General features: G+C 61.2%; 19 protein-coding genes and 2 pseudogenes. 6 read left to right on the top strand and 15 right to left on the bottom strand.

The genetic code is table 11. The annotated features are described in order from the left end of the window. Positions 1-22: 22 nt before the first annotated feature. Complete coding sequence (locus GPJ75_RS18490) at positions 23-706, bottom strand: helix-turn-helix domain-containing protein (protein WP_163270007.1); 684 nt, start codon at positions 704-706, stop codon at positions 23-25. Positions 707-1,315: 609 nt separating this feature from the next. On the opposite strand from GPJ75_RS18490, the gene GPJ75_RS18485 reads away from it, so the two are divergent. Beyond that, positions 1,316-2,227 (top strand): LysR family transcriptional regulator, encoded by a 912-nt coding sequence (locus GPJ75_RS18485; protein ID WP_163270005.1) that lies wholly within the window; start codon positions 1,316-1,318, stop codon positions 2,225-2,227. A gap of 201 nt (positions 2,228-2,428) precedes the next feature. Here the strand turns inward: GPJ75_RS18485 and GPJ75_RS18480 are convergent, their stop codons facing one another. The 8 genes from GPJ75_RS18480 to GPJ75_RS18445 form a co-directional block, all read right to left on the bottom strand. Continuing rightward, the gene (locus tag GPJ75_RS18480; protein WP_246249120.1) at positions 2,429-2,677 is read right to left on the bottom strand and encodes a c-type cytochrome; all 249 of its coding nucleotides are present in this window, start codon (positions 2,675-2,677) and stop codon (positions 2,429-2,431) included. Positions 2,678-2,680: 3 nt separating this feature from the next. Next, entirely contained in the window at positions 2,681-4,840 is a 2,160-nt protein-coding gene (locus tag GPJ75_RS18475) for a xanthine dehydrogenase family protein molybdopterin-binding subunit (RefSeq protein ID WP_163270003.1), read from the bottom strand. Positions 4,841-4,854: 14 nt separating this feature from the next. After that, entirely contained in the window at positions 4,855-5,307 is a 453-nt protein-coding gene (locus tag GPJ75_RS18470; protein ID WP_163270001.1) for a (2Fe-2S)-binding protein, read from the bottom strand. Positions 5,308-5,876: 569 nt separating this feature from the next. Beyond that, positions 5,877-6,386: a hypothetical protein gene (locus GPJ75_RS18465; protein WP_163269999.1), complete on the bottom strand. Its 510-nt coding sequence runs from the start codon at positions 6,384-6,386 to the stop codon at positions 5,877-5,879. Continuing rightward, positions 6,379-7,683, bottom strand: coding sequence for a hypothetical protein (locus GPJ75_RS27435; protein WP_246249119.1), 1,305 nt, complete (start codon positions 7,681-7,683; stop codon positions 6,379-6,381). The genes GPJ75_RS18465 and GPJ75_RS27435 overlap by 8 nt, the downstream gene beginning before the upstream one ends. Beyond that, positions 7,680-8,441, bottom strand: coding sequence for an ABC transporter ATP-binding protein (locus tag GPJ75_RS18455; RefSeq protein ID WP_163269997.1), 762 nt, complete (start codon positions 8,439-8,441; stop codon positions 7,680-7,682). The genes GPJ75_RS27435 and GPJ75_RS18455 overlap by 4 nt, the downstream gene beginning before the upstream one ends. Further along, entirely contained in the window at positions 8,438-9,421 is a 984-nt protein-coding gene (locus tag GPJ75_RS18450) for a FecCD family ABC transporter permease (protein WP_163270176.1), read from the bottom strand. Before GPJ75_RS18450 ends, GPJ75_RS18455 begins: the two co-directional genes overlap by 4 nt. Positions 9,422-9,491: 70 nt before the next feature. Next, positions 9,492-10,580, bottom strand: coding sequence for an ABC transporter substrate-binding protein (locus tag GPJ75_RS18445; RefSeq protein ID WP_163269995.1), 1,089 nt, complete (start codon positions 10,578-10,580; stop codon positions 9,492-9,494). A gap of 684 nt (positions 10,581-11,264) precedes the next feature. Here GPJ75_RS18445 and GPJ75_RS18440 point away from each other — a divergent pair. Together GPJ75_RS18440 and GPJ75_RS18435 are read left to right on the top strand one after the other, a co-directional pair. After that, the gene (locus tag GPJ75_RS18440) at positions 11,265-12,245 is read left to right on the top strand and encodes an AraC family transcriptional regulator (RefSeq protein WP_163269993.1); all 981 of its coding nucleotides are present in this window, start codon (positions 11,265-11,267) and stop codon (positions 12,243-12,245) included. A gap of 59 nt (positions 12,246-12,304) precedes the next feature. Further along, positions 12,305-13,513, top strand: coding sequence for an MFS transporter (locus GPJ75_RS18435; protein WP_163269992.1), 1,209 nt, complete (start codon positions 12,305-12,307; stop codon positions 13,511-13,513). Positions 13,514-14,406: 893 nt separating this feature from the next. On the opposite strand, the pseudogene GPJ75_RS18430 reads toward GPJ75_RS18435, so the two are convergent. The 5 genes and pseudogenes from GPJ75_RS18430 to GPJ75_RS18410 all read right to left on the bottom strand — a co-directional run. Beyond that, positions 14,407-14,698, bottom strand: a pseudogene (locus tag GPJ75_RS18430) (VIT1/CCC1 transporter family protein); the annotation flags it as partial. After that, positions 14,695-16,602 (bottom strand): heavy metal translocating P-type ATPase, encoded by a 1,908-nt coding sequence (locus tag GPJ75_RS18425; protein WP_205602579.1) that lies wholly within the window; start codon positions 16,600-16,602, stop codon positions 14,695-14,697. The pseudogene GPJ75_RS18430 and the gene GPJ75_RS18425, both read right to left, overlap by 4 nt. A 117-nt stretch (positions 16,603-16,719) precedes the next feature. Continuing rightward, positions 16,720-17,449, bottom strand: a pseudogene (locus tag GPJ75_RS18420) (FAD:protein FMN transferase); the annotation flags it as partial. 11 nt (positions 17,450-17,460) lie between these two features. After that, positions 17,461-18,057: a hypothetical protein gene (locus tag GPJ75_RS18415; RefSeq protein WP_163269990.1), complete on the bottom strand. Its 597-nt coding sequence runs from the start codon at positions 18,055-18,057 to the stop codon at positions 17,461-17,463. 24 nt (positions 18,058-18,081) lie between these two features. Then, complete coding sequence (locus GPJ75_RS18410) at positions 18,082-19,281, bottom strand: IS256 family transposase (protein ID WP_163269988.1); 1,200 nt, start codon at positions 19,279-19,281, stop codon at positions 18,082-18,084. Positions 19,282-19,721: 440 nt separating this feature from the next. Between GPJ75_RS18410 and GPJ75_RS18405 the strand changes: the two genes are divergently transcribed. Together GPJ75_RS18405 and GPJ75_RS18400 are read left to right on the top strand one after the other, a co-directional pair. Next, positions 19,722-20,183 carry an SRPBCC family protein gene (locus GPJ75_RS18405; protein ID WP_163269986.1) on the top strand — a complete coding sequence of 154 codons (462 nt, stop codon included), beginning with the start codon at positions 19,722-19,724 and terminating at the stop codon, positions 20,181-20,183. Continuing rightward, positions 20,170-20,499 (top strand): ArsR/SmtB family transcription factor, encoded by a 330-nt coding sequence (locus GPJ75_RS18400; RefSeq protein ID WP_163269984.1) that lies wholly within the window; start codon positions 20,170-20,172, stop codon positions 20,497-20,499. Before GPJ75_RS18405 ends, GPJ75_RS18400 begins: the two co-directional genes overlap by 14 nt. 133 nt (positions 20,500-20,632) lie before the next feature. Here GPJ75_RS18400 and GPJ75_RS18395 read toward each other — a convergent pair whose 3' ends face one another. Further along, complete coding sequence (locus GPJ75_RS18395) at positions 20,633-21,130, bottom strand: MarR family winged helix-turn-helix transcriptional regulator (protein WP_163269982.1); 498 nt, start codon at positions 21,128-21,130, stop codon at positions 20,633-20,635. A gap of 163 nt (positions 21,131-21,293) precedes the next feature. Between GPJ75_RS18395 and GPJ75_RS18390 the strand changes: the two genes are divergently transcribed. Beyond that, on the top strand, positions 21,294-22,244 hold the full coding sequence (locus GPJ75_RS18390) for an MBL fold metallo-hydrolase (protein ID WP_163269980.1): 951 nt from the start codon (positions 21,294-21,296) through the stop codon (positions 22,242-22,244). Positions 22,245-22,278 lie beyond the last annotated feature (34 nt).

Below are 22,278 nucleotides of genomic sequence, written 5' to 3'. Positions count from 1 at the left end.
ATTGAACGAAAACGACAGTGGCTCAGCGAGCCTCCTGCGAAATCCGACCCGGCGTCTGCCCCATGAAGCGTTTCAGCGATCGCGTGAGGTGTGCCTGGTCGGCGTAACCGGCCTCGACGACGACATCTGAAATGGTGGCGCCTGCATCCAGCAACGCCGTCGCTTTGTACGCCCGGTAGATCTGTTTGATCGCGCCAAGGGTCAAACCCGTCGCTCGTCGAACGCGGCGTTCTATCGAGCGTTGGGACAGGTCTATCGGCCCACCCTCCATGACCTCTACGACCATGGGATCAAAGGTAATAAGCCCTTTTCGCGCGAGCCGCCCCAAGAAAACCTCCACGTTTTCGTAGTTGGGAATCTCGCAAACCGAACCACCGAGGCGGAATGTGTTTCCACGCAAAGGAAGCGTCAAGTCGCGGTCAACGAGCATCGGGACGGGCAGATCGGGCATGAACGCACCAAGCTTGAACTGGACCCCAAAGAACTCCGCATCCACGGGGATTGGCATTGCAGTCGCCCTGGTTTCCGGTCCTCGTATCGTGACGTGCGTGTTCCCGGCTTGCTGCCAGATCACGATCTCCCAGTGACTTGCGGCGACCGAGATGAACGCCTTGGAAGGGACACTCCGCGCACGCCAGACCTTGTCGACAAAGGGGGAATCGGCTGACCGCTCTTCAATATCAAACAGCTTTTGTGCTCGTTGCATCTCACCAGACCTGCAAATCTTTGGCCGTTGGTCATATCCCTGCTGGTACCCAGAGGACGATCAGCCAAGCGCTGACACGACAGTCGCAGCCATGAAAACGCGAATGCAGCACAATGTGACGGCTGGAATGTGAGCAACAAGCCGTGTAGCGGCCCGGCACCTTTCGGCCCAAGCGGGTTGAAGTCTCGCGCCAGTGCGGTAGGATGAAGCCGATTGAAGTATATGCGGGAACCGAACCAATACACAGAAATATTTTGTTGGTATTTCTGTTGGTTTCGACTTTACCGAAAAGACCATCAAATAATTGAAAAACAATCGCAATTTTTTGATCTTCGATTCCGCGCCCGCGTGTCGGCCGTAGAGGGCGTCATGATGACCCGCCCGGAAGCAGACATCGTACGGCGAGTTGACGGTCCGCACCGATTTGAAGGTGTCGATTTGAGCCTTCACTCCTTCGATTGTGCCAACCTGAATAATTCCGGCATTCGCAAACTGTGCCCGGAGCCCGCCTGTTTGTTTAAATTTGCATCCTTATCCAGCAGTATTAAATAGAACAGTTCGCTCTAAGTGCGGTAATGCCGCAAGGGGATTTTCGAAAAAGGGAATGAAATGGGCCGCCAAGACACATTCGATGGTTTGTCCGAGTTTTTGGCTATTGCAAGGCGGCAGAGCGTTCGAAAAGCTGCGCTTGACCTTGAAGTGACGCCGGGTGCGGTCAGCCAGGCGCTGCAGAAGCTTGAGCGGCGTCTAGGAGCCCCGCTCTTCCACCGCACGACACGACGCATATCCTTGACGGAGGCAGGGGAGACCCTGCTTGCAAAAATTGCACCTGCAGCGCAACTCATCGAGACGAGCCTCGAGGAGACGCTCCAATCGTCGAATGAACCGTCCGGCACGTTGAAACTCGTTGTCGAGCGTCTCGCGTTGCCCCATGTCATAGAGCCGATACTACCGGTTTTTCGCGAAGCCTGGCCGAACGTGAAGATCGACATAACCGTAAGCAATAAACATGATGACTTCATCGCCGGAGGCTATGACGCAGGCATCCTCATCGGATCATACATCGCCAAGGAGATGATCGCGGTAAAGCTCTCGCCGCCCTTCAAATGGGCGGTCTTCGGATCACCTGACTATTTCAGGAAAAATGGGCGTCCTCAGGTGCCGAGTGACCTGGCTAGACATCAATGTATCCGCTATCGCCGGCCGGGGAAGGGCGATATCTATCGGTGGGAATTCCTCGAAGATGGGCAAACTGTCAGCATCGAGCCCAGTGGGGCGCTGACAGTGAACGACGGCAAACTCATGCAGAACCTTGCCTCGCAGGGCTTGGGCCTGATCTATTCATCGACATTCCACGCATCGGGAAAGATTGCCGAATGCCAGCTTGAACCCGTCCTGCTCGACTATTCACCGGGCAGCGATGGGCTCTTTCTATACTTTACAAAGACAGCGCAAAATTTGCCAAAGCTCCGCGCGTTCATTGACGCCTGTTCCCAACTCAGGCGCCCGTTAGCCGCTTAACGGCAAGGGTAACTGCCCAAAAGGCCAAGTGTGTAAGCGCTGCACCGCGAGGCGTTGCACCGTGCGGGCCCTCACGGGGCAGCAAGCGTTTTAAGATACGCGATGATGTCCGCGCGATCGTCGGGCCTGACAACGCCTGTGGTCATGCGCGTGCCCCGCAACATCCTGGCAGGAGCCGTCAAGTAGGTATCGAGTGTTTCATCAGTCCACACTACGTCCGAATTCACGACGGCCGCGGAATATCGATACCCCTCTACCGCCCCGGGCTTTCCGACCGAACACTCCATTCAGAGCAGGTCCCGACTTGTTCTGGCCCTCGACCGAGTGGCACGCTGTACATCGATTGAAGAGCTGTTCGCCGCGAACGGCGTCTCCGTCCGCAAATGCGGAGCCGGAACAGACGACGAAGACGATGGACGCCGTGGCAAGGATTCGCAGGATCTGCGCCATGCTCTAGGTTTCCCGCAGGTCTTCGGGATTGACCGGCAGTGTTCGCACACGCTTCCCTGTTGCCGAGAAGATCGCATTGGTAACGGCTGGAAACACCGCTGAGGTCGCCGCTTCACCTATGCCTCCCGGCGGTTCGGCGGTCGGAACGATATGAGTTTCAACGTGCGGTGCCTCGTCGATGCGAAGCGGCAGGTAGTTGTCGAAATTGCTTTGCTCGACCCGGCCGTCCTTGAGGGTAATCGCGCCATACAGAACCGCCGTCAGGCCGTATAACGCGCCGCCTTCCATCTGGGCCGCAATCGTATCGGGATTCACTGTCAGTCCGCAGTCCACGGCCGTCACGATGCGCGTGACCCTGACCGCGCCGTCAGCCTCGACAGTGGCGTCGGCAACTATTGCGAGGTAGGAGCCGAACGCGAACTGCACGGCAACGCCGCGACCCTGCCGGGCCGGCAGCGGCTTGCCCCACTCGGCCTTCTCTGCGGCCAGTTCCAGAACCCTCAACGCACGAGGATTTTCCGACAGCAGTCGCTTGCGGTAGTCGACCGGATCGGCTTTCGCCGCAGCGGCGAGTTCATCAATGAAACTTTCAACCACAAACACGTTGTGGGAGGGTCCGACACCGCGCCACCAACTCGTGAGAACACCTTGTGGCTCGACCTGGTTGAACTCGACCTGGATTGCCGGAAGCTTGTATGGCGGATGGGCCGCCCCCTCTACTCCGTCGGGATCCACGCCGTTCTGCATTACGGGTGGCGCGATCCGGGCGAAAATCGACGATCCGGAGACACGATGCATCCAGGCGACAGGGTTTCCTTCCTCGTCAATCCCGCCTGACATCCGATCATAATAGTACGGACGGTAGTACCCGTGCTGAATATCTTCCTCGCGGCTCCAGATCACCTTGACCGGGCCGTCGACCTGCATCGCAACTTTAACAGCGTGGCTGATGCCGTCGACTTCGAGGCGGCGGCCGAAACCGCCGCCGACGATGTGATTGTTGATAATGATCTTCTCCGGCTCTAGGCCGGTGACTGTCGCGGCAGCCAGCTTGGCTGCAGAGAGGTTCTGGGTACCGACCCAGAGCTCGCACGCATCCTCGCGCACATGCACGGTGCAATTCATCGGTTCCATTGCCGCGTGGGAAAGAAAAGGCAATTGATAGACGGCGTCGATCCGCTGCGCTGCGCCCGCCAGCGCCGTTGTCACATCACCTTCACTACGGGCTATGGCGCCGGGGTTTTGTGATTCCTGCTCCAGATGTCGGACGATGTCGGTGCTGGACACCTGCGCGTTGGGACCGTCGTCCCATTCGATCGAAGCTGCCTCAAGCCCCTTCTTGGCCGCTCCGGTGTGATCCGCCACGACCGCCACGGCGTCATCCGTCAGCACCACCTGGCGCACCCCGTTGACTGCAAGCGCAGACTGCTCGTTCACCGACTTTGGCTTGCCGCCGAGAACCGGAGATATGGCTATTGCGGCAATCTTGGTCCCGTCGGGAAAGGCATCGATGCCATATTTTAGCGCCCCATTGACCTTACCCGGGGTATCCAGCCGCTTTGCGGGGGTTCCCAGGAGTCTGAAATTCTCCGGAGACTTGAGGATCAAGGTTTCCGGGGCAGGAGCAGGAAGGGAGGCAGCAACGTCCACCAATTCGCCATAGGCCAGAGCCCTGGTGCCGCTTTCGTCGAGAACGAAGCCATCTTCGGCGCGACAGCTGGCAGGATCAACATTCCACTCCTGCGCTGCTGCCTGGATGAGCAGGGCGCGGGCCGTCGCACCGGCCATGCGCAAGGGTGACCAGAACGCTCGTATCGACGTGGAACCGCCCGTCATCTGACGCCCAAGCATCGGATGACCGTACAGAGACTCGTCCACGGGCGCATGTTCGAGCTTGACGTCGTCAAGTGCGACTTCCAGCTCTTCGGCGAGCAGCATTGCCTGGGCCGTGTAGATGCCTTGGCCCATTTCCACTTGCGGCATAACGAGCGTGACAAGGCCTTTCCGGTCGATACGAATGAACGCATTGGGGGCGAAGTCCGCGGCTGCGGCCGAGAAGCCTGATCCAAGGGCGAGATTGACGACGAGACCACCCCCCACCGCAACGCTGGCCTTGAGGAAATGGCGGCGGCTCAACTGCGGAGCGAGAGCACTTTTTGACATGATCTTGTCTCCCGTTATGCGCTGGCACGCTTGATGGCGGCACGTATCCGCTGGTACGTCCCGCAGCGACAGACATTCCCCCACATTGCATTGTCTATGTCGTCATCGGTCGGTCTCGGGGTTTCCTTTAGCAATGCTGCGGCAGACATCAGCTGTCCCGACTGACAGTAGCCGCATTGAGGCACTTCAAGCTCGACCCACGCATCCTGCAGCGCCTTCCCATGGGCAACGGTATGGAGGGCTTCGATCGTCGTGACCTGGCTTTCCGCGGCGCTTTCGATTGGAGTGACGCAGGAACGAGTGGCAACGCCATCAACGTGGACGGTGCAGGCTCCACAAAGTCCCTGTCCGCATCCGAACTTTGTGCCGGTCATGCCAAGCACGTCGCGCAGGACCCAGAGGAGTGGAGTGTCGCCGTCTACGTCCACCGTGTAGGCGCGGCCATTGATCTGCAGCGAGAATGCCATCCGTGTACTCCGATTTTCGACCTCTAACGGTCGGCCGAAGATGGATTATTTTAGTGACCGAGATAAACATGCCAATGTTGAACTGCATGTATAGCTGCGCTTTACAATTCCTTGGAAATACGTTGGACATGCTCTTTCGGACTTCGACGGCGAGCAAGATAACTATCGCTGGTGGCTGGAGATGCCCGCCCGCCTTCTGTCGCCACCTGTTGGCGAAAATGCCACTCATCTCCTGCAGGCCAAGATGACCGAGCCCGAGAAAGCCCACAACATCCTGGTAGCGGGCGGATACCATTGGCCCAATCCGCGACAGCCGATGCGAGCGCGATGGTGCTTGACGCACAAGCCGATCAATGAACAAAGGGCAGCTTGCTGCTGGTTCCATCCCAAAGCAGCCAGTCTGCCTTCGGCCCCCTGCTGCTAGGCAGTAATGCGCCACAAGTTGGCATTCACGGAAACTTCTGCGTTGCGGACACTCGCTCCAGGACTTCCGAGTGCTCCACCAATCCGACGGAGGGGATTGGAGAACCTGCGGGTGCAGTCTTTGCCGGAATACTCCGCCCGCGGTTTCAGATGAGCCCCGCCGTGTAGATCTCGCTCGCCGGTAGCGGCAGAAGCCGGCCCGCCATTTCCGACTTCAGCTCCTCAAGGCGTGCGAGCTCCTCTGGCGATTTGTCCTTCTTCGCGCCCAGCGCAACGAATTCCTCGCGCACATGGCCGGGCCTGATTGCGGCCTCGGCCGTCCTGCCGCGATAGCTGAAGCGGAAGACGTAGGGGCCGGGCGGTTGGGAGATGACGTCCTTGCCGCCGATCGTCTTGTCTATGGTGAACCGGCCGTCGGTCACCGCGCGCGTCACCATTTCCAGCGCGTCGCGACCGCCGGGGCCCGAAAAGGCCGTCAGTACCAAAATTTCGCGCCGCTCGGGCGGCGTGTCGAAAAGGAGCGGAAAACCCGCCTGCATGGCCTTGAGGCCATGTACGACGCCTCCTGGGAAGCCGCCGCCGTGATAAGCAAGTATCTGGTCGAAGGTGAAAGTGAGCATCCTGCCCGCTTCACTGACGGCAATCGAATCATGCATCGAGATAGGCCTTAAGATTAGGGATGAACCGGTAAAGGAAACGCGTTGTGGCCGGCATGAAATGCGATCCGTGATGGTACATCGGATCGAGCGAGGAGATGATCATCCGCCCCGGCGTCGAGACGGTATCTTCATAGAGGATCGCCCGGCCCTCCCTGTCCGTGACCAATGCAGTCGCGCCCTCCGGCGGCTGAAACCAGCCATGCAGGTGCCAGGTGACGTCCTTCTTTTCCATGCCGGCCATTAGAGGGTGGTCCGGCGCAGCGATGGAGACGCCGAGATCGGCTGCCGGATCCAGCCACCACCACCAGTTTGTCGGCGTGCCGGTGAACCGGATGGCCGGGAGCCAGAGATCGGAGCGGCTCTCGCCGAGCGCGACGACCGTTCCGCCGGCTTCAAGGTGGCGGGCGACCGCTTCCTTCAGCGCGATCATCCTTTGGGCAGGCGTGCGGCAGGGAACCCACAGGACGTCGTTCGGCCGCAGGGTCTCGCCAAGCGCCTCGGGCGCGCAAATGACGTCGAAGGCCTTGCCGCAGCCCGGACCCTCGAGGCTGCGGATGTGATAATAGGTGCCGGAGGAAGGTGCGACGATGCGCTTGCCCGCTCCGGCGAAGGACTTCCCGCCGCCGTAGCGCTCCGCTCCGGCAAGTGGCAGATCGTCGCCCGCTCGGCCGGCGGTGTGGGGCCAAGGATCGAGGCACGCGCCACCATCTGCCCAGTCGATGATCCGCCGTGAAAGCTCCGGCGCCAGGTCCCATTCGAGGCCTATGGAGCCGAGGTCGTTGCCGGAATGGGAGAATATGCGGCCGCCGCCCGGTCGGGCCCATACCCAGTCGACCGGCACCAGGGTCTCGCCGAGCCCGTTCACGGCCACGGCGCCTTCGGGCAGCGGATTGCATCCACGGCCGTAGAAGCCGGCCACCCCCCTGTTGGTCTCCAGCTTCTTCAAGTCGATGCCCTGAAAGATCGGATGGGCATTCACCGAGCTCAGAACGAAATCGGCGCGTGTGGGCGCAGCTATCGGCCGGTACTGCGCCATGCCATCGACGAGAGGCCGCAGCATATGGCCATTGAAGAACCATTGGCCGCCGGCGTCGAGAAAAGCGGCGAGCGCGCCCTTCATGGCCAGCATGGCGTTCTGGTCGAGCTGGTTGCCGGTGATCAGCCCGCTGTGGGCGAGAAGGATATCCGGTGTCAGCTCCGACTGGCTGACGATCTTCAGCTTGCCCTGTGCCGCTGCGCGGCGGACGGTTTCGGACGGGCCGTCATAGGCGGATTGCAGATAGATGACGCTCATGCCACGGCTTCTATTCCCGAGAAGGCCGGCACGATGGCGCGCCGCGTTTCTCCCGTGGGACCGCTGACCCCGACCCAGCTCATGGCGACGCCGTAGAGCTCGGAAAGCTTGTCCGGATCAATCATCTCCGCAACGGGGCCATGGATCTCCCGCCCCCCGGGCATCATCATGAGCACGTCGTCGGCGGCCGCCAGCGCGTGGTTCGGGTCGTGGGTGGTGAAGAGAATGGCCTTATCGCGGCGCAGCCTGAGCGCATTGAGTAGTTGGAGCGTGCGGGCCTGATTGCCAAGGTCGAGGGCGGATGTGGGCTCGTCGAAGACAAGCGTCGGAGAGCCGGTCGCAAGCGCGCGCGCAATGAGGATCATCTGCCGCTGCCCCCCGGACATGCGGTCGTAGCGCAGCTCGGCGAGGTGGCAGGCGCCAACCTCCACAAGGGCCTGTTCCGCGGCCGCCCGATCCTCGGCGCTCGGCTGACCGAACAGGCCAAGCCTTGCGGCGCGCCCCATGATCACGACCTCGAGCCCGGTAAGCTTGGCCTGCGAGGCGCCGTGCTGCGGCACGTAGCCCGCGACCCGGGGTGCCTGCCGGCTGCCCTTGGCCAGAGGTTGGAAGCCAAGCAGTGCCCGCAGCAACGTCGTCTTGCCACGACCGTTGGGCCCGAGAATGGCCATGGAGCGGCCGACCGACACGGTGAAACTGACACCGGAAAAGAGCGTGCGGCTGCCGAAGGAAACGGAGGCGTTTTCCAGACCGATCATGCGCGGTTCGCCTCCGTGAAGTGGCGGCGCAGCAGATAGGCGAAGACCGGCGCTCCGATCAGCGCGGTCAGCACGCCGAGCGGTATCTCCGCCGCCGTCATCGTGCGCGCCAACGTGTCGATGAAGGTGAGATAGGCAGCCCCCAGCAGGGCGCATGCGGGAATCAGCGCGCGATGATCCTCGCCGACCAGGATGCGCGCGGCATGCGGTACGACGAGGCCGATCCAGCCGATGATCCCGGCGACCGCGACCGAGGTGCCGGTCATCAGCGAAATCGCGATGAAGACGTACCAGCGCTCGCGGTCCGGATTGACGCCCAGCGACCGCGCCTCCTGTTCTTCGAGCGCGAGCAAGTTCAGCCGGTAGCGCAAAAGCCAAACAGTGAGGAGCCCCAGACCCATGCCGGGCACAGCCAGCCACAGGCGCGGCCAGGTGGCGGTCGAGAACGAACCCATCAGCCAGTAGACGATGGCTGGCAGTGAGGTATTCGGGTCGGCGATGAACTGGACGATGGAGACGAGCGCGGCGAAGAGGGCCCCGACGATCATTCCAGCGAGGATGACGGTGATCACTTCCGTGCGCCCGTCGATCCGGGACAGCAGCCCCACCAGCACCAGCGCCGCAAGGCCAAGCACGAACGCCATGCCGAGCAGCACCAGGCCGGCATAGCCAAACAGGATGGCGAGCGCGCCGCCGAAGGCCGCTCCCTGGCTGATGCCGAGCACCTGGGGAGACACCAGCGGATTACGGAAGACGCCCTGAAGCGCTGCACCGCCCACCGCGAGCGCGGCTCCGGACAGGGCAGCCAGAAGCACGCGCGGCAGGCGGACGAGCAGCACGATGCGCTCGTCCATCTGTTCGAGAGGCGCATCGGGGTTCATCACGGCCGCAAACAGGATCTCGCCGATCCGAGGCACGTCGATGGAGAAGCGACCGGCGCCGACGGCAAACAGAATCGAGGCACCCAGCAGGATCGCCATCGCACCGAAGGCACCGATACGCAGCCCGACGCGGTTCCAGACCGGGCGTTCTGCTGCCGCCGTGCTCACCTTAGCGGGCCTTGAACTGCGCGTAGTTGGCGGTATCCCCCTGTTTGTCCTGCCAAAGGATGCCGTCGATGTCCTCGTCGGTCAGGTCGTAATTGTAGAGCAGCCTGTAGGCCTGCCGCATCTCGGCGCGCAGGTCGTACTGGAAGACGTCGGGATGAAGCAGGTTGGCGAGCCACATCCAGGTCAGCGGGCTTTCCTGGTTCGGCGGGTCCCAGCGATAGCCGCCCAGCGGCATCTTGTAGACCCTGTTGTTCTGCGCCGCCTTGGTGAGCGATAGGATTGGGTCGTCATGGATGCGGCCGGCGTCGAGCTGGGGCTCGAAGCTGTTCAGCAGGATGACGTCCGGGTCCCAGGCAGCGATCTGCTCGCGGCTGATGGTAACGCCGTTGCCCTCGAGATCGGCGGAGGCGGAGACGCCACCGGCAAGCTCGATGTAGTAGGTATTGTAGTTGCCCTTCGCGCCGGAGGCGGTCATCGCCTCGAGCGCACGCAGGAGATAAAGCACCTTTGGTTTGCTTTCGGCGGGAATGGACTTGGCCTTTTCGGCCATCTCGGCGGCCACTTCCTCGCGCCAGCCATTGATCATCTCGGCGCGCTCGGGCTTGCCCATCGCGGTCGCGATCATTGTTTGATACTCTCGCGTCTTTTCCTCGGTGCCGTAGGAGATCAGCAGCGCGTTCAGACCCGCGTTGACGATCGGGTCGAGGTAATCCGATCCGCGATCTGCCCACTGCACGACAAGCTCGGGATTGGTGGTGGCAAGCTCCTCGACATTCGGTATGAAGTTCGGAGCAGTGATGTCAGAGGGGATCTCCCGGGCTTCCGGGAAGATCTTGCCGAGAATGCCTTCCATGATGGCGCTCTTGGCCGTCGGGTTCATGCCAACCAGCCTAGACGTGCCGCCGTCCATGGTGATGATTGTCGATGCCACGGGGATGGGGATCGAGGCGATCCGCTCGGCAGGCCTTTCGAGCATGATAGTGCGGTTTTCGTGATCAGTGATGGTGATCGGATCGGCAAGTGCCGTGCCCGCTGCGAATGCAGTGGCAAGCGAGAAGGAAGCCCTCAGCGGGACATGCCAAACGGACATCTAAGCACCTAAAACTGGAGTGAAATCAGAATATTCTAGGTGGAATCACAAACTTGATCATAAATGTCAACAATAATTGTGCTGCCATGGGCAAGCGGCCCTACCGATCTCGGCAATCGCATCCGGATCGCGAGCCGGCTCGGGGTCATCAGTGCTGGTTGCACTGAAAGCAGATTTGAAAGGTAACCTCCCGCCCGTAAATGTGTGGGTTTGTCCCGAGCGCTGGTTGCGCTCAATGGCCGGTCTTGGAAACGGATATGAGTCCCGGAAGGTCTCGAATGGTCGCGAGCGGAACAGCAGTTTTTGATGAGTTCGCCCCGAAAGCCGCCCGTCAACGTCCGGCCCTAGACTACTTGTCGGCAAGGCGCCCCAACCTCGGTCATAGCGGCAGTCGTTGCTGCTGCCCGAAAGCGGCCATAGCTCATGACGACATCCGTGCGGCAATACGGGTCATCACTTCAAATTCGGACAAAGCCGATGCGGAACTGCGCCCGCGCGTCTTGGATGAAGCCCTGGTCGGCTCTTATCCCATTAATGAGCCGGGTCACAGTGTCAGCTAGGCTGTGATATAAACTTCTACAATGAGAGGGGTCAGTTGTTTCCATTCTCATTGATGGCGCCGGCGGCGACCATGGCACAGATGCATTACTTGCATGCCGGACGCCTGGCATATAAATTAGCCTAATGCTTGATCGTTCATCCCAGTCTCCGACACGTATTCCAACCGACGCACTAAGCGAAGTTCTACAGGACTTTCGCCTGAGTGGAGTCAACTACGGCCGCTGCGAGCTACGTCATCCATGGAGCATCACCTTTCCGCAGCAGCAGCTGCTTCGCTTTCATTTCGTCAGTGAAGGGCCATGCTGGATCCATACCGAGGCCCAGGGATGGCAGGAATTGCAAGACGGCGATCTGGTGTTGTTGCCACAAGGTGTCGAACACCGACTAGCCAGTACGCCGGATGTTGTGGGGGACTCGCTCAAGAGCTGCCATATCACCAAGTTGGGGGGCAATGTCTGTGAAGTGGTGAAGGAAGGAACAGGAGCAACGAGCACCCTGTTCTGCGGTTCCATGGCTTTGGGTGCGAATGCCCTCAACCCGCTGATCGCTCTGATGCCACCGATCATCAAGGGCTGTGATGTTGATGGCAATGATCCGATCGTCGGCCCCCTCCTCGCCGCCATGACGGCAGAGGCGTCGCAGCCCCAGATGGGCAGCGCCACAGTCTTGTCACGTATGGCGGACGTACTCGTCGCGCGGCTTATTCGCTGCTGGGTCAACTGCAGCGGAGCCTCCACCAGCGGCTGGCTCGCCGCGATCCGTGATCATCATATCGGTCGCGCGCTCGCAGCCATGCATAGAGATCCCGGCCGTGACTGGACGCTCGAAACCCTTGCTGGCGTGGCAGGTCAATCGCGCTCGATCTTCGCGGAACGCTTTAGCGCCATCTTAGGGGAAGGCGCGGCACGCTATCTCGCCCGTCTGCGCATGCAGCTTGCAAGAGAGTTGCTCGTTCAAAACATGTCGATTGCCGAGATCGCTTCTTATTTGGGTTACAAGTCTGAAGCTTCTTTCGCTCGCGCCTTCAAGCGGATCACCGGCGCTTCCCCTGGCGTTGTGCGCCGCACCATTTCCGGACGAACAGACATAGAATTCGGACTTTAGGATACATATAATCCTGAAAGACCCCGCTATAAAGACCTCCAATCCTTGGAGGTACTTCAATGACGGACACAACATCACAGCCTGACGGCCCCGCGATTGGCCTTGATTCTACCGTTCCCAGTACATGGAGCCCCAACACGTGGTTTGCCGTTATTTCAATGGCAGCCACAAGCTTTGCGCTGGTGTCAGCTGAATTTCTGCCGGCAGGCTTGTTAACGCCAATGGCGCGGGACCTCGGCATCAGCGAGGGAACCGCCGGTCAGGTTGTCACCGCCACGGCATCTGTCGGCGCGGTGGCGGCCTTGTTGAGCAATGTCCTCATCGGCAAACTGAACCGGAAAACTGTCTTGGTTGGCCTAAGTGCCTTGGCTATTGGCTCCAATCTCCTGGCGGCGCTCGCGACCGATTTTTGGCTATTGTTGTTGGGCCGCGCCGGGCTCGGCGTCGCGCTGAGTGGTTTCTGGGCGCTTTCAGTTGCGGTCGTGGCGAGATTGGTTGGCACCAATGCGACAGGTCGAGGGATGGCTATAGTCACCCTCGGCGTCTCTCTTGCCACCATAGCTGCACCATCAATGGGTGCTTTGATCAGCGATTGGCTCGGCTGGCGTGCCGCCACGGCGATCACTGCAGGGCTCGCAGCGCTTGCGATGCTGCTGCAGGTACTTAGTTTGCCGAGGCTACCCGCAAGCACAAGCAACAGTCTTGTTGACGTCTTCCAGCTGATGAAACGGCGCGCAGTTCAACTCGGAATGCTTGCCATCCTGTTGCTGATGACGGGACATTTTGCCGGCTCGGTCTACGTGCGACCTTTCCTCGAACAAGTGACGCTCCTTGACACGGGGCCGATTGCATTGGCGCTCCTCGGGTTTGGTGTTGCCGCTGTGATCGGCAACGTCGCCGGCGGCCGACTGGCAGATGCCAATATTCGCATGGCACTCGCTGTCACCAGCGCATTGATGGCGTTCGCTGCGCTTGCTCTCATATTCTGGGGCGCATATAGCGCCATCGCGTTTTCCCTGGTTACACTTTGGGGTTTCGCTTTTGGGATGGCTCCGGTGGTGTTGCCGACCAACTTGTCCCGGGGCGCTGCGGACGCCTTGGAGGCTGCTGGCAGCTTGATGGTCGTATCGTTCCAGGTCGCCATCAGCATAGGCGCGGTGTTCGGCGGTTATATCGTCGATCACTATGGCGCTTCCGGGCCGTTGACCCTTACCGCCGTCCTGGCGGCCTCGACGATCGTCCTGGCGCTGCTGCAGGCGCGCAGCTGAATTTCAAGCCCCGCGAAGCAGAGCAGAAGAGGCAGATCTCAGGTGGACAGGAGCCGATTGAGACTCAATCGGTGACGTGGCGGCGCTTTCTCTCTGTGGCGAGGAAGCGTCGTCCGATCGCCAATGACCGCGGTAATGATTTGAGCTGAGCGGCGCTACGGATCCGCGCTCACGAATGGCGCGCCGGTTTCTTTATAGCGGACGAACAACTCCCGGCCCCAAACTGGAATATCCATCAGTGCACTTTACGGGTGGAGAACAGTCGTCCACGACCAGCGTTGTCAATGGCTGGTGCGCGGACAAACCGGAAATTCTGTGCGATGAGCTGGTATCCACTGACTCGGGCTTCGAAAAACGCGGGAGCGGCACATGCGATATGTGATTGCGCTGGACACAGCACTTCGACTATTTCGCGAACGGATCGACGTCCCCGTCCAAAATAGCTTGGTCGCGCCCACCTTGCTGAGATCCCAAGCGCTTTCTCATCTCTATGCTTCAGTACTTCGCGGGGAAATCGTCCGGAAAGAGGCCGCCTCCCAGCTCGATCACATGAGATCGCTCAAGATCAGGCTGCTCGGCGATCGGGTTCTTCAGTAGGTTGCGTGGGACATCGCAGAGCAACTCCGATGGAAGGATACCTTTGCAGCCGAGTACGTGGCGCTTGCGAAGTTGCAGGCTGATGCTTTCGTGACACTCGACGATGATCTTGCTCGTTCCGTCAAAGGTGTTGTCCCGCTGGCTTCCTTCGACCAGCTGTTGACCGAACGGCGTCGTGACTAGGCGTTCCAGCTATATGCCGGAATGGCAGGTCAGGCTCCAAACCCATGTCCAACCACTGGCCTAGTAGATTGCGCTACGCATCCGTTCTTCCACCTCGTCACGGATGTGCGGGGCTCTTCCAGCTCCGCCTCGGGCGTTTCCGCGAGTTCGCGCGTCTCTCGTGCAAGGTCCGCCTTTTTGACGTCTGTTTGGGAGCTGACCGAGACATATTCGCCCGCTGCCATGGACATGGCGCCTGCCACGAGGCCGGCTATCAGGACTTTCGGTCTGTCTCGAACCAGCTGCGGCAACGCCGACGACAAGGCTTGACGTCGAGACGATCCCGTCGTTCGCGCCCAACACCGCCGCGCGGAGCCAGCCGATCCGATGAACCATGTGGATCTCGGAGTGCGAGAGGCGGCTCATGATGCGTATTCCTTTAACTCTGAAATTCGCGCCCTCGGTTCGATCGCAACCGCCGAAGCAGAAGGTTCATGCGGCTTGATGCGCAGGGCACGCAGCGCGTTCAGGATCACGGCCACATCGATAAGTTCCTGAAGGAGAGCGCCCTGCACAGGTGTAAGATAGCCGAAAGCCGCGGCCACCATTCCGAGCACCGAGAGGCCGATCCCGGCCACGACACTTTCGACCGCGATACGCTTGGAACGTCGGGCGATCTCGATCCCCGGTCCAAGGCGGTCGACCCGGTCGACGAGCAGCACGACATCGGCGGCCTCGGCAGAGGCGGCGGCGCCCCGCGCGCCCATGGCCACGCCCACATCGGCGGCGGCGAGCGCCGGAGCATCGTTCACGCCATCGCCGACCATCATCACTGGGCCGTTCTTGCGTTCGGTCAGGACCAGCAGGACTTTCTGGTCCGGTGTCAGTCCCGCCCGAAGGCCGTCGAACCCAAGACCTTCTGTCACGCGTTCGGCTACCTTGGCACGATCGCCCGTCGCCAGAAGAATGCGCGAGACACCTTCCCGCCGCAGCCCCGTGAGCATGGCTTCCGTTCCGTCGCGCAGGGGATCGGCCATGACGAGATGGCCCGCCATATGGCCGTCCACCGCAACGGCGACGAGGACAGATCCGGCTGCGAGAGCCGGATGGTCGCCCCTTTTTCGCCCGACGCGCCGGGCCACAAATCCATCGCCACCTACAACGACCTTGCGGCCATCGACACTTCCCACGACCCCCTCACCCGGTACTTCGGCCGCCTCCGAAGGCACCGGCAGGGCGAGGCCGCGTTCCTTCGCGGCCGCAACGATGGCTTGGGCGACGGGATGCTTTGATGCCTGGTCAAGCGCTGCGGCAAGGCGCAGGATGTCGTCTTCGGCCATGCCGTCGTGGCTGTCGATCGAGACGATCTGCGGGCGCCCTTCGGTCAATGTGCCCGTCTTGTCGAGGATCAGCGTTCGGATGCGTGCCATCGCCTCGAGTGGCTTCGCCCCTTTGATGAGAACCCCGAAATGCGCCGCCCGCGACAACCCCGCCACCAATGCCACCGGCACGGCCAGGATCAGGGGACAGGGGGTGGCCACGACCAGAACCGCGACGGCCCGGATCGGATCGTCCGTGAACCACCAGGCAGCGAAGGCCAGCGCGACGGTTGGTACGAGAAAGCCGAGGGACCAGCGGTCAGCCAGCCGGGACATTGGCGCTTTCGACCTCTGCGCTTCTTCGACCAGCCGAACGATCCCGGCATAGGTGCTCTCCTTAGCCCGGCGGATTGCCTTCAGGTCAAAAGCATCGCCCGCATTGGTCGAGCCGCTCATGGCCTCCGCGTCGCGAGCAAGGCGAACCGGCAGGGATTCTCCGGTCAGCGCCGAGGTATCGAGGAAAGCCGCCTCGGACGCGATCGTGCCATCCACGGGCACGACATCACCCTGGCGGATCAATAAGCAGTCGCCCGGTCGGATCTCGTCGAGCGGCACATCCTCGAGTTCGCCGTTGCGGTGCCGGGTGGCGGTACGTGGTACACGCGAGAGCAGGTCCTGCATCTCCCGCCGTGCATGGCCTTCGGCGAAGCTCTCGAGAAAGGTGCCGCCCGAATACATCACCGCGACGACCGCCGCGGCCAGCGTTTCGCCAAACGTGAGTGCGGCTGACATGGACAGGGCTGCGACGATGTCGAGTCCGACTTCGCCGCGCCACAGGCTGCGGAGGATTTCCAGCAGGAGCGCGGCAAGGACGGGGATGACGCCGACGGTCCAGGCGATAGCGGGGGCCTCGGTCCGGCCGGATAAGTGTAGCACGAGCCCAAGCATGAGGCCCGTCAGTGCCACCAGCAGAAGGGCCGTCTTGAAGCGATCGCTGCTTAGATGATCCATTCGGGTCTGTTCCATTTGACAAGGCTTTCCGCCTGAAAACCTGCCCATGGATCGGCGTTCTCGGCCTTGATGCCGGTCAATCGGGGTGCCGTGTGTGGCGACCGCCGCATGCTCTTTGGAGAAAAGCTGTCCTACCGGGTGCGCGCTGATACCACCCTCGTCGTCGCGCACCAGAAACAGTGTGTCGAGCCCATGCTTCAGAGCGTGGGCGGCACCGGAGTCGGGTCCAAGTACCATCAGCGGTCGCCCAAGCATCCGCCTCGGCGCAGGTTCTCGCGACGACGGTGACCGAGGCGGGTGCTTCCGTAAGGGGCATGCCGCGGTGAGGGTTCATCGTGTGCGACAGACGCCGGCCCTGGACCTCGACCCAATGACGATAGTCTCCGGACGTCGCGACGGCCGCATTCTGAAGCGCGAGGATCGAGTGCGGGGCGCGGCGGGCGAAGACCTGCCGCCCGCATCTCTCCGTCTATGCCGACGAGTGCCGACCCGATACCGAAAGCGCCGAGTATCTCGGCCAGTCGATCCGCGCCGTAACCCTTGGCGATCCCGTGAGGTCGATTGAGAACGGCGCAAACTTGCGCGCGTCTGCCCGGCGCATCCACCCGCAAGCAGATCGTGCGCCGGCCGCCGGTTCGCTGCCATCGCCGCGCAAATGCGCATCGGATCCGCCACTCCGGGACCGAAGCCCCAAGCGGTGACGGCATCACCCTTGCCGATGTCGAACGCTCCGCCGGAAGCTCGCCCCGATCTTGAGCCCGAGGCGCAAGACTTCGAGAAGCCGTGCCGGCAGCGGCACCCAGTCCCCCATAGGAGCCGCGTTCAGGCGCATCAGGTCCGGTGTCGGGCTGGCGCATACTACCGCACCGCTTTGACGCAGCGCAAAGAGGATAACGTTCCCTGCAATGTAAATGGCTCAATAGTTCCATTTTCGACATCGCGGAGGGAAGCAATTTGTCGGAACCAGACCACTGGCCGGACAGTCATCGGCCTTCGACTTTGACCCGCACCGCTTCCGCCGATCTTTACATTCGACAGCTTCACCATCGCCGATGGGAAGTGCGTGCGGTGTCCAGTCGCGGGAAGAATCTCCTGGCCGAAGTCAGGAGGCGTGGAATGGCGAACAAGTGTGTCATTGCGACAGACCTGCGCGACATCAACGAATATGCGCGCCTTGCGAAGCGTCAGGGGCTCACGATCGAGTATCATGGCCCCAGAGCGATTGTCATTTTGTGAGCTGCCGTGTCCAAGTATTGCTTTCATCTGCGGTCGGAAATCAGTGGAATCTTCGCCGTCAGGAAGGTCGTGTGCGACGACCTGGAGAACGCAATAATCCATGCATACCTGTTCATCCTGGAAGCGCTTCGGGATCCAAGGTTGCACGCAGACCTTCCTAATAGCTTCGCCGATGATCGTGCCCCCAGGCGTGGTGTAGGTGACGGCATTGGTCGCCATGCTCTCCGGCATGGGCCGGGCTGATCAGCGTGCCACTGCCGGCAGGCTGATGAGTGGATCATCGCTCATCTGGCTGATGGTTTCCAGTGTCATGTAGCGGGCGCGTTGCACGGCCCATTCATCGTTCTGTTCGAGCAGCAAGGCGCCGACGAGGCGGACGATGGCGTCATCGTTGGGGAAGATGCCCACGACCTCGGTGCGCCGCTTGATCTCACCGTTGAGCCGTTCGATCGGGTTGGTCGAGTGCAGCTTGGTCCGATGCTCCTTGGGAAAGCTCATGTAGGCGAGCACGTCGTGTTCGGCCTCGTCCATGATGGCGGCAAGCTTCGGCACCTTGGGCCGGATCTGGTCGGCAACGGCGCGCCACTGCACGCTGGCCGCTTCCGCCGTCTCCTGGGCGAAGGCGGTGGCGATGAAGGCCGAGACGACGCGGCGCCCGCTCTTGCCGGCATGCGCCAACACATTGCGGGCGAAATGAACTCGACAGCGTTGCCAGGTGGCGCACAATACCTTGGACACCGCCGCCTTGATGCCTTCGTGGGCGTCGGAGACGACCAGCTTGACGCCGCGCAGGCCGCGCCGGGTCAGCTTGCGCAGGAACTCGGTCCAGATCGGCTCGGCTTCCGACGTGCCGATCTCCATGCCGAGCACTTCGCGCCGACCGTCCGCATTGACGCCGATGGCGATGATGACGGCGACCGAGACGATGCGCCCGCCGCGGCGCACCTTCAGGTAGGTGGCATCGACCCATAGGTATGGCCAGTCGCCCTCGATCGGCCGATCGAGGAAGGCCTTCACCTTGCCGTCGATCTCCTCGCACAGCCGCGACACCTGGCTCTTGGACACGCCGCTCATGCCCATGGCCTTGACCAGGTCGTCGACCGAGCGCGTCGAGATGCCCTGGATGTACGCCTCCTGGATCACCGCTGTCAGCGCCTTCTCGGCCATGCGCCGCGGCTCCAGGAAGCTCGGAAAGTAGGAGCCCTTCCGCAGCTTCGGAATGCGCAGCTCGACGGTGCCGGCCCGCGTCTCCCAGTCGCGATCGCGATAGCCGTTGCGCTGGACGAGCCGCAGCGGGTTCTTCTCGCCATGGGCTGCGCCGGTCGCCGCGCCCACCTCCAACTCCATCAGCCGTTCGGCGGCAAAGCCGATCATGTCGCGCAGAATATCGGCGTCGGGGGTCTTCTCCACGAGCGCGCGCAGGTCCATTATGTCGTTGGTCATCGATGCTTCCTTCGAATCAGGTTGGTCTTCGCAACCCGACCTTTACTGGAGAACATCGATGACCGCCCTAACGCCGCTCGCTCGCTACAGCGCGGTTGAGGGCGCGCGCGCGAGCGGCTTCGTCACCGCCGCACCTACACCACGGGCTGGGACACGACCGTGGCTTAAGCCGTGCGAACTGCTTCTCGGTCAACCAAAACAGATGATCAAACATGACGGGCTCCTTTCGGCACCCATGAATCATCGTTTGCGAAAGGGACCAACGATCGGGATTCGCCTTTTCAAACGGGAATTGAGGCCCAATTGACTGCCTTGTAACGAGCTTGAGTTACGTACTGGCCATTTCCAGAAGCTTGAAAGTTCGGACGCTAAAAAAGCAACCAAGGGGTTGCGTTTAATGCGCCCGCCCGATACCATACTAGCAACCAAGAGGTTGCCAAATGCCAATCCATAAAGATCAAGACCGAATTGAAAAAACTGTCGATCTCGCTGCGCCCGTCGCGCGGGTGTGGCGAGCCCTCACTGATCCAAGTGAATTTGGAGTGTGGTTTCGAGTCCGACTCGATAACGGATTCGCCGTTGGAGAGACGACAACGGGGACGATGACTTATCCCGGGCATGAGCATGTGAAATGGGTGTCGGTAACAGAAGCTATGGACCATGAGCGTTTGTTTTCTTTTTCTTGGTCTCCTTCAGCTGTGGATCCGGATACGGAGTATGGTGAGAAGGCGAAAGTGCTGGTCGAATTTCGTCTGAACCCAATCGAGTCCGGCACACGGCTCGTCATCACAGAATCCGGCTTTCAACAATTTCCAGAATCAAAGCGGTTGGAAATCCTGCGTTCAAGCTCTGAGGGTTGGGATACGCAGGTCGATAACGTGAAATCTCATGTTGAAAGCTAGCGACGGTATTGAATCAGCACCAGTATTTTCGGCTTTGGGAGATGTCACCCGCCTGGAGCTCGTTTCCCGGCTGAGCGATGGACAGCAACATTCGATTACGGAACTTGCGGACGGCCTGAAGCTGACGCGTCAGGGGGTGACAAAGCACCTGCGAGTTCTGAAGCAGGCCGGCATTGTCCACTCTAAGCGCACCGGAAGAGAAACACGGTTCACTATCAAGCCTGATCCAATCTCAAAAGCCAGAGACTTCTTGACCCGCGCCTCGCTTCAATGGGACAAAAACATTGGAAGATTGAAGGCGTTCGTTGAAGAATAATACCAGGAAATACCCTCCCGCAAAGGCGATCGTCGCGGATCAACTACGCTACGCTAATGGGTCCGGAACCTAAACTGATATCCTGACGTGCCGTGGCACCGCCTGTGCCATGATAGGCATCGGCGGCTCGCCTTCATCTCTCGCCGTGCTTGGCGACGGGCTTGCTCTGAGAATTTGGCTGCCGGTCTCCCGTCCCGCTCAACATTGCGTCTTCGAGCGCGGTCAGGCCGCGTTCAAGCTGCTTCAGGCCGCCTGCGCCGAGAAGGGACGCGAGTTCCCCTTCGTAGTCCTGGGCCATTTTCGCCAGGTCGCGATAGCTGCGTAGGCCGAGAGCGGTTAGCTCCAGATGCTCGGTCCGCCGGTCGTTCCTGTCCTCGATCCTGCGCAGCCAGCGCCGCGTTTCCAGAGCCTTGACCGCTCGGCTGACCTTGGTCTTGTGCATGGTCGAATGCGCGCCGATCTCGGTTGCCGTCATGCGGCCGTGGAAGCCGAGGGCCGCAAGGGCGCGCCACTCCGGCCGCGTCATCTGGTACCTTGCCCTGTACTGGGCGGCGAAGCGGAGACTGACCAGCTCCGCCGCCCTGTTGAGCCGATAGGGGAGAAAGGCTCCAAGGTCGAAATCCTCGCTCATGCCAGCCCCATTTCCTAGTCTTGATAGTTGCAAAATCAACCGTTACGACCGTAACGAAACCTGCATTATCGAGATTGCATGAGAGGTGCAAGCCACGCTGGACGAAGCGGACAGGGTTGCGGCGAGCACAGAAGCCAAGGCCGGCGACAATCGGGAAGGAATGATGGCGAAACAATTTGCATCCCAGGGAGACCTGACGGAAAAGGCGATCTCCTTCACCGAGATCGGCCGTGACTTGTGGGCCTTCACCGCGGAGGGCGATCCAAATTCCGGCGTGATCATCGGCGATGACGCCGTGATGGTCATCGAGGCGCAGGCCACGCCGAGGCTCGCCGGCAAGGTGATCGAGAAAATCCGCTCGGTGACCGACAAGCCGATCACCCATCTCGTCCTCAGCCACTATCACGCCGTGCGCGTGCTCGGCGCCTCGGCTTTCGATGCGCCGAACGTCGTCATGAGCGAGAAGGCGCGCGCCATGGTTGCGGAACGCGGGCAGGAGGACTGGGATTCGGAGTTCGGGCGTTTCCCGCGCCTCTTCCAGGGGCATGAGAGCATACCCGGGCTAACCTGGCCGACCACCACGTTTAGCGACCGCATGAGCGTCTATCTTGGCAAGCGCCGGGTCGACCTCATGTTCCTCGGACGCGCGCACACGGCGGGCGACATCGTCGCCCATGTGCCGGACGCGAATGTGATGTTCACCGGCGACATCGTCGAGTACCATTCCGCCTGCTATTGCGGCGACGGGCATTTTGGCGACTGGCCGGCGACGCTGGAGGCCATCCGCGCCTTCGATCTTGACGCCATCGCGCCTGGCAGGGGGGATGCACTGGTCGGCCGCGAAAAGGTCGACAGCGCTCTCGATCTCACCGCGGACTTCGTTCGCTCCACATATCGCCCGGTGGCCCAGGTGGCGGTGCGTGGTGGCCCGCTCAAGGAAGCGTGGGAGGCCTGCCGCGCCGCCTGCGACCCGAAATTCTCGCGCTACGCAATCTACGAGCATTGCCTGCCCTTCAATGTCGCGCGCGCCTATGACGAGGCGCAGGGCATCGATACGCCCCGCATCTGGACCGCGGCGCGGGACAAAGAAATGTGGGAGGCGTTGCAGGGCTGACATGCGCCGGCGCAGGCCGGTTTTCGGGGAGGAT

The organism is Chelativorans alearensis (assembly GCF_010993735.1).
GTDB classification, from domain to species: Bacteria; Pseudomonadota; Alphaproteobacteria; order Rhizobiales; family Rhizobiaceae; genus Chelativorans; species Chelativorans alearense.
The sequence above is the reverse complement of the archived record's forward strand: the minus strand, read 5'-3'. Positions and strand labels throughout refer to the sequence as shown.